The organism is Cetobacterium sp. (genome assembly GCF_048470075.1).
Taxonomy (GTDB): Bacteria; Fusobacteriota; Fusobacteriia; order Fusobacteriales; family Fusobacteriaceae; genus Cetobacterium_A.
The window spans coordinates 1-5590 of the sequence record NZ_DBGBQB010000345.1; the positions used below are offsets into that span (position 1 = coordinate 1).

General features: G+C 31.5%; 6 protein-coding genes. 5 read left to right on the forward strand and 1 reads right to left on the reverse strand.

The genetic code is table 11. The features are described from left to right. Window positions 1-87 precede the first annotated feature (87 nt). Window positions 88-318 (reverse strand): hypothetical protein, encoded by a 231-nt coding sequence (locus ACMOUI_RS11990; protein WP_418965926.1) that lies wholly within the window; start codon window positions 316-318, stop codon window positions 88-90. A 161-nt stretch (window positions 319-479) separates the two neighbouring features. Between ACMOUI_RS11990 and dhaK the strand changes: the two genes are divergently transcribed. The 5 genes from dhaK to brxC all read left to right on the forward strand — a co-directional run. Further along, on the forward strand, window positions 480-1472 hold the full coding sequence (gene dhaK, locus ACMOUI_RS11995) for a dihydroxyacetone kinase subunit DhaK (protein ID WP_418965927.1): 993 nt from the start codon (window positions 480-482) through the stop codon (window positions 1470-1472). 9 nt (window positions 1473-1481) lie between these two features. Then, on the forward strand, window positions 1482-2090 hold the full coding sequence (gene dhaL, locus ACMOUI_RS12000) for a dihydroxyacetone kinase subunit DhaL (RefSeq protein ID WP_418965928.1): 609 nt from the start codon (window positions 1482-1484) through the stop codon (window positions 2088-2090). Between the two features lie 8 nt (window positions 2091-2098). Continuing rightward, the gene (dhaM, locus tag ACMOUI_RS12005; RefSeq protein WP_418965929.1) at window positions 2099-2497 is read left to right on the forward strand and encodes a dihydroxyacetone kinase phosphoryl donor subunit DhaM; all 399 of its coding nucleotides are present in this window, start codon (window positions 2099-2101) and stop codon (window positions 2495-2497) included. A gap of 69 nt (window positions 2498-2566) precedes the next feature. Then, window positions 2567-3232, forward strand: coding sequence for a hypothetical protein (locus ACMOUI_RS12010; RefSeq protein WP_418965930.1), 666 nt, complete (start codon window positions 2567-2569; stop codon window positions 3230-3232). A 196-nt stretch (window positions 3233-3428) separates the two neighbouring features. After that, a partial coding sequence (brxC, locus tag ACMOUI_RS12015; protein ID WP_418965931.1) for a BREX system P-loop protein BrxC occupies window positions 3429-5590 on the forward strand: 2162 nt, incomplete at its 3' end.

Consider the following 5590-nt stretch of genomic DNA (forward strand, 5'->3'; position numbering starts at 1 on the left):
ATATTTGCTTTTATGCTTTACATATTACTTAAAATTTTCATAAAACCCTCCAATTAAAGCATTAAATGGAGGGTTTTATAATAAATTTTATTTTTTATTTTCAAGTGTGATTGAAAGAGTATCCTCATTAAGTTTATAAGCTGTAAAAGAGAGATAACTCTTCTCTTTAGAGAATAGATTGGGTGTTCCTTCTGGATAATAATCTTCAAAATCATCTGAATCTTCAACAATGTATGGAGAGTTTAAAAAATCTTCAAAATCCTTTTCATTAAAGTATTGTTTATAAAGTTTTAAAGCCTCAGTTTTATTCATTTCCATTTTATATGCCTCCTTGAATCTTAATTTAAGTATTTATTATATCTTTTACCGAAATAAAAGAAGGAATCCTACAAAGAAATTGATAGAATTATTATATTTGACAAAGCAAAAAAATTAAAGTATATAAAAATATTAAATTAGCTCAAAATAGGAGGTTATTTATGAAAAAACTTATCAATAAAAAAGAGGATATTGTAAAAGAGATGATTAGTGGAATGGTAAAGGCATTTCCAGAAAATATTGAAAGTGTGGAAGAGTTACCTATTATTGTGAGAAAAGAGAAGAAGCGAGGAAAGGTGGGCTTAGTCAGTGGTGGAGGAAGTGGACATGAACCAGCACATGCAGGATTTGTGGGATATGGGATGTTAGATGCCGCTGTGGCTGGAGAAGTTTTCACATCACCAAGTGCTGATAAGGTATATGAGGCGATAAAAGCTGTGGACTCAGGAGCTGGAGTTCTCCTTATAATTAAAAACTATAGTGGAGATGTAATGAATTTTGAAATGGCTGCAGAGATGGCAGAGATGGAAGGAATAAAGGTTGGTAAAGTAATAGTGGATGATGATATAGCTGTTGAAAATAGTACATACACAGTTGGAAGAAGAGGTATAGCGGGAACAATATTTGTACATAAAGTTTTAGGTGCAGCAGCAGAGGAGGGATACTCTTTAGAAGAACTTGAGAAGCTTGGAAAAAAAGTTGTAAGTAATACAAAAACTATGGGGATGTCTTTAAAATCATGTATGGTATTTACAACTGGGAAAAATAGCTTTGATTTAGCAGAGGATGAAGTTGAGATAGGGTTGGGGATACATGGTGAGCCTGGAACTCATAGAGAAAAATTTGAAGATGCCAATACTCATGTGGATCATATTTTGAAAAAAGTATTGGATGAATCTAAAATAGAGAAAGAAAAAGTGGCAGTTCTAATAAATGGATTGGGAGAGACCACTTTAATAGAGCTATTTATAGTAAATAATAGAGTTTCTGATACCTTAAAAGAGAAAGGTGTAGTGGTAGAGAAAACTTTGGTAGGAAACTACATGACATCACTTGATATGGGTGGATTTTCCATAACTATACTAAAACTTAATGATGAGATAGAGAGATTGTTAAAGAGTAAATCAGACACAATTGCATTAAAAACATTTTAGGAGGAACACATGGAACTAATATTTTTAATTGACAAAGTGGCAGATGTGATATATGAGAATAAAGACTATTTGAGCGAGTTGGATAGAGAGATTGGAGATAGTGACCATGGAGTGAATCTTTCAAGAGGTTTCCAAAAGATAAAGGAGGAAAGTAATAATTTAAGTGGTTTAAGTTATTCAGATTTTTTTAATAGGATAGCGATGATTCTAATATCCAATGTGGGTGGAGCTTCAGGAGCTATATATGGAACAGGGCTTATGAAAGTAGCTCAAAGCTTAAAGGGCATAGAAGTTTTAGATAGAGAAAATATTGTAAAGGCTACAGAAGCGATGGTAGATGGGATAAAAATGAGAGGAAAAGCTCAATGTGGAGAAAAAACAATGCTAGATACCATAGTTCCTGTAGTTGAAGTTTTAAAGGAAAATAAAAATGAGTCTTTAGATATACTATTGGAAAAAATTCAAAAGGCGGCTAAAGAGGGTGTGGATTCAACAAAAGATATGCGTGCCACTAAAGGTAGAGCTAGCTATTTAGGAGAGAGAAGTATTGGACATCTAGATCCAGGTGCTATGTCTTCATATTTAATTATTGATACTATTTGTAAAAACTTAAAGTAGGTGATATTGTGTTAGGATTTGTTGTTGTATCTCATAGTAGAAAGTTAGCAGATGAGGTAATTGATTTATGTAATGAGATGAAAAAATATGATTTTCCAGTTATAAATGGAAGTGGAACAGAGGAGGATTATTTAGGTTCAGATCCTCTCATTATAGCCGAAGCTATAAAAAAGGCATATACAGAGGATGGTGTTGCCATTTTTGGAGACTTGGGAAGTTCCATATTAAATTCGGAATTGGCGATAGAGTTTTTGGATAGTGAAGAATACAATAGAGATAGAGTAAAAGTGATGGATGCACCTCTAGTAGAAGGAGTTTTAATGGGAATGGCAATAAATGACAAAAAACTCACCTTAGAGGAGCTTGAGATGGAGTTAAAAGAGTTGAAAGTTATGAACAAAATATAAAAAGGTAACTAATGTTACAGATAAAAAAATCAAAAAAAGTTATCATATGGTTAAGGAAAGGAGGTATAGATGGGAAAATATGGTGGGAACTTACAAAAGATAGTGGACGGAAAGAGACGATTTGGTATTACACCACATATACCTGGTGGATTTGTGACTCCTGATACCTTAATAAAAATAGCAGAGGTAGCAAAAAAATATAAGGGAGTTTTAAAAATAACTTCTGGTCAAAGAATATTAATGACTAATTTAAAAGAGGAAGACTTAGCTAATATATGGGCAGATTTAAAGATGAGTCCAGCTGTAAAAACTCATAACTCAGTAAAAAATGTAGAGATTTGTCCAGCAAATTTTTGTAAAAGGTCAAAGTATCCTACAATTGGATTAGGGATGAAAATAAGTAATGAGTTCCATGGAATGGAACTTCCTTGTAGAACCAAAATAGCGGTAGTTGGATGTAGAAGTGCTTGTACTGGTACATATTCAAAAGATATTGGAGTGCTGGTAGACCTGGATGGTAAGTTTTTTATCTCAGTGGGTGGAAGTGCTGGGTTTTATCCAAGAAGTGCAGACATCTTAATCAGAGATATCACTGAAGATGAGGCCTATAATTTTGTAAAAAGGATTTTGGAATACTACAATGAAAATGGTCAAATGGGAGAAAAACTAGGTCATTTTATTGATAGAATTGGCATTGAAAAATTTAGAGAAGATGTTTTAAGTTATGAAAATTAATAGAAGATTCCAAAAAATTAATAAAAATTTTGTGAAAGTGTGTTGATGAAAAATTAACATACTTTCTTTTATTTTACTCGCAGATTTTTAATAAATCTCATTGAAAAATATAGATTAAAAGAATAAAATACTTTATTTGAAACGTCATATGAAGTATAATTATACTGTAAAAATAGTAAAGTATGGGAGAGGCAGTATGATAGGAGAAAATATCTTAATAAAAGATACTTTAAAAAATGATATAGGTAGAAAAATAAATGGAGTTGTAAAAGCAGAAAATAATTTAGAAGCAACTATAGCTATTGAGTTAAGCGAATATGTAGTTACAGAGGAGGTAAGAAAGCATTTAACAAAGCTTTTTGATAGATATGTAGACTCACTTCTTAATAATACAGAGGATATGGGAGTTTGGATATCAGGATTCTTTGGATCAGGAAAATCACACTTTCTTAAAATGATAGGATATATTATTGAAAATAAAGTACATGGTGGAAAAAAAGCTACTGACTACTTTAGGGACAAAATTAAAGATCCTATTCTTCAAGGAAACCTAGAGAGAGCTTCAGAAAAACCAACTGATATCATACTATTTAATATTGATAATGTCAGTGATCAAGATACTTTTCAAAATAAGGATGCAATTGTTGTAGCTTTTCTTAAAAAGTTTAATGAATATCAAGGGTTTTCAAGAGAGGATATAAAAGTTGCTGACTTTGAAAGAATGGTTTGGAAAAAAGGAAAGTTCCAAGAGTTTAAAGATGCCTTTGAAGAGGAAACTGGAGACACTTGGGAAGAGGGAAGAAGAAATATTGACTTCAATGGAGATGAATTTATTGATGTTGTTGAAGGGTTAGATATAATGAGCAGAGAAAACGCTGAGAGATGGCTTGAAAAAGAAAGTGCTAAATCTATAAGTGTAGAAAGTTTTTGTGATCTATTAGCTGATTATTTAGAGATAAAAGGAAAAGATCATAGAATAGTTTTCCTTGTGGATGAAATAGGACAGTACATAGGAGATAACTCACAACTTATGTTAAATCTTCAAACCCTAGTAGAGCTTTTAGGAGTAAACTTTCAAGGAAGAGTATGGGTAGGAGTAACATCACAGCAAGATTTAGGAGCTATATTAGATTCTAATGACAGAAAGAAGAATGACTTTTCTAAAATTCAAGATAGATTTAAAACAATGTTACCACTATCAAGTGGAAATATAGATGAGGTCATAAAAAAGAGACTTTTAGAAAAGAGAGAGATTGAAGGAGAAGATTTACAAAACTTCTATGAGAAAAAAAGAATTGACTTAGAAAATTTAGTAAGTTTTGAAAAAAAGGGTGTAACTTTAAGGCTGTATGATAATAAATATGATTTCTCTGAAACATATCCATTTATAGGGTATCAGTTTAATCTGCTTCAAACAGTTTTTGAAAAAGTTAGACACATGGGTCATTCAGGTCAACATATGTCTAGAGGAGAAAGATCTCTTTTAAGTTCATTCCAAGAAGCTGGTATTAGAGTTAGGGAGAAAAAGGTTGGAACTTTAGTTCCATTTAACTATTTCTATGAATCAATTGAGCAGTTCTTAGAGGATAATGCAAGAAGACCAATAATGCACGCTAAAAATGATAAAGGTGTAGATGAATTTGGAATTGAAGTGTTGAAGTTACTTTTCCTGCTAAAAGGTATAAATGGTATTGAACCAAATTTAAATACGTTAACAAGCTTTATGGTAGATTCGATAGATTGCGATAGAATAGACCTTGAAAGTAGAATAAAAAGAGCTTTAATAAAACTCGAAAAAGAGGTTTTAATTCAAAAAGATGGAGACGCCTATTATTTTCTTACAAATGAGGAACAGGATATAAATAAAGAGATTGCTGATGAAGAGGTGGATTTAGGAGCAGTGTATAAAGCTTTAGATTCATATATATTTGAAGATATATATTCTAAAAAAAGTATAGTTATTGAGGAAACTGGAAATAAATATAGCTTTAGTAGAAAAATAGATGAGTATCCTATGGGAAAAGCTGGAGAGCAACTGGATATAGTTATTCTTACTCCTGGAGCAGATGATTATAACAATATCTCTTTACTTGGTCTTAGAGATGGATATGATCTCATAATAAAACTTCCTGAAAACAACAATGAGTATTTAGCTGAAATAAAGTATTCTTTAAAAGTAGAGTCTTATGTTAGAAAAAAACAAAGAGAAACAACAAGAGAGATTATAGCTCAGATTTTAGAGAGTAAAGGAAGAGAAAATCAAAGTAGAAAAAGAAGAATACAAAATGAGATAAAGTTAGCTTTAGAGGAAGCTGAAATCTATTTAGATGGGCATAGAGTTGATATCAAGGCTAAAAA

Bases quoted from the DNA above. Each gene is read 5' to 3' on its own strand.
- ACMOUI_RS12010 (WP_418965930.1), top strand. From the start codon at position 2,567: ATGGGAAAATATGGTGGGAACTTACAAAAGATAGTGGACGGAAAGAGA.
- dhaL (WP_418965928.1), top strand. From the start codon at position 1,482: ATGGAACTAATATTTTTAATTGACAAAGTGGCAGATGTGATATATGAG.
- dhaK (WP_418965927.1), top strand. From the start codon at position 480: ATGAAAAAACTTATCAATAAAAAAGAGGATATTGTAAAAGAGATGATT.
- ACMOUI_RS11990 (WP_418965926.1), bottom strand. From the start codon at position 318: ATGGAAATGAATAAAACTGAGGCTTTAAAACTTTATAAACAATACTTT.